This is a genomic window from Rhizobium sp. PDO1-076, from assembly GCF_000247475.1.
Classification (GTDB): Bacteria; Pseudomonadota; Alphaproteobacteria; order Rhizobiales; family Rhizobiaceae; genus Allorhizobium.
The window spans coordinates 1-1,710 of record NZ_AHZC01000254.1 but is presented as its reverse complement, the minus strand read 5'-3'; the positions used below and the strand labels follow the sequence as shown (position 1 = coordinate 1,710).

Here is a 1,710-nt window from a genome sequence, read left to right as displayed (position 1 = left end):
AAGAGTTTCAGCTTTCGGACGTCTTCGTCAAGACTTTCCATCTCGACAACGAATGGATCGCGCAACGACTGGGGCTGAATTGCGGCCTCCGATTTACTGATGGCAGCGTTACCTGCCTTCGCGGCAGCAGATCCGGTTTTAGCGCGCGACGGCCCTTTCAGCTTCGCGGCCGTCGTCGCCGTGGCTTCCGTCTCACCGGCACGCGATGCCGCATGCTTTTCCGCTTGCGGAGCAACGGTATCTCGCGGCTGTGCGCGCAACTTGCCAACCTTGGCAGTGCTAGACTTTCTCGGAGCTGGGTGCGCAACGTACTTTGCCTCAGCAGGCCCAGTGGTTTTCGCCAGGGCGTCGGCAGGACTCGCTGCAATCGATAGTTTGACGGCCTCAACTGAAACCGCGGCCGCATCAACCGTGTTCGTCGGCGTCTCAGGCACGCGCGCAGCAACATCACCCTCGACCTCGCGGCCGGCAGGCTTTTCTGCCCTATCTTTGAGCTTGTCCTCGGGCGCCTCCGCCAATGTCACCGCAGGCACCGCCTCTGGCGCTTTGTCTCTAGGCTGGCGCGAGGCCAGATCGGCAAGAAATCTCCAAGGGGATCTCATCAACATAGTCCTCCAGCAATCTGCACTGCGAATTCGCGGCAGGGTTCATTTCCGGGTTTGCAGCACCAACCCGGAAATGTCGTCTGACAGTGATCTAGCGCACAGGTGCGATGTCGCAACCGCCCCGTACCACCTCGATCGGAGTGGGTCCGATGAAACTCAGGCGCGACCGAGCCGGTTGCGCAGATCGGCATTTTCCAGGCGCAGCTTTTCGGCAAGCGCCTTGCGAAGCGTCTTGTTCTCTTCTTCAAGCTGGATGAGGTCGGCAAATTCATCACCGGTCGAAACCGCTGGCTTCGCCGCTGCTGCCTTTGCGGGAGCCTTCTTGGTAACCTGCTTAGGTGCCGCCGCCTTGATGGCATCTTTCGACGTGGTTTTTACGACCGCTGCCGTTTCGCCACGTTTGCCGCGCTTGACCGCAGCAGCCTTTGCCGGAGCAGCTTCCGGCGCCGCCTTCGCAGACACCGGTTTCGCCGGTTCAGAGGTCGTCTTCGGCTTGTTCGGTCCGCGGGTCCTCTTCACTTTGACCGGGGTATCTGTCACCGCAACCTCGGCAACGGAAACTGCATTGTCTTCATCAGCCATGAACATCTCCTTTTGTAGCTATAGATCTTTTTGACTGAGGTTGCGGCAGTGTCAACAGAAACGCCACAGAGCGGACGATTTCAGTGGTTTATCGATCAAAGCAGTGCACTTGGTCCAATTTCTACGCTCGTCGCCATCGCGTCAGTCAGCGCCACCTGACTTGTAGATCCGATCACCCCTGGTTTGCGTAACCTATCGCAGTGAAACAAACCTTGATGCATTAAATGATGTCGTCGGCCCGAAATCTGATCTTCATTCTCGGTGACCAGTTGTCGCCAACACTTTCCAGCCTCGAGGACGCAGACCCGGACCGGGACGTGATCCTGATGTGCGAGGTGATGGAGGAAGCAAGCTATGTGCAGCATCACAAGCTGAAGATCGCCCTGATATTTTCCGCCATGCGACATTTCGCGGATGAACTGCGCAAAGGCGGCTTTGATGTCTGCTACACCATGCTCGACGATCCGGACAATTCCGGCTCCTTCACCGGCGAGCTCAAACGCGCTGTCGCCGCCGTGTTCCG

3 protein-coding genes are annotated in these 1,710 nt (G+C 58.1%); 1 reads left to right on the top strand and 2 read right to left on the bottom strand.

Features of this window, described 5'->3' with window-relative positions; translation table 11 throughout:
- Positions 1-602 (bottom strand): hypothetical protein (locus PDO_RS14345; RefSeq protein WP_007602957.1); only part of this gene is annotated, 602 nt, incomplete at its 3' end.
- Positions 603-761: 159 nt separating this feature from the next.
- Positions 762-1,187, bottom strand: coding sequence for a hypothetical protein (locus PDO_RS14340; RefSeq protein WP_007602956.1), 426 nt, complete (start codon positions 1,185-1,187; stop codon positions 762-764).
- A 227-nt stretch (positions 1,188-1,414) separates the two neighbouring features.
- Between PDO_RS14340 and PDO_RS14335 the strand changes: the two genes are divergently transcribed.
- A partial coding sequence (locus PDO_RS14335; RefSeq protein ID WP_141649915.1) for a cryptochrome/photolyase family protein occupies positions 1,415-1,710 on the top strand: 296 nt, incomplete at its 3' end.

Coding starts and splice junctions, on each gene's coding strand:
- PDO_RS14340 (WP_007602956.1), bottom strand. CDS start 1,187: ATGGCTGATGAAGACAATGCAGTTTCCGTTGCCGAGGTTGCGGTGACA.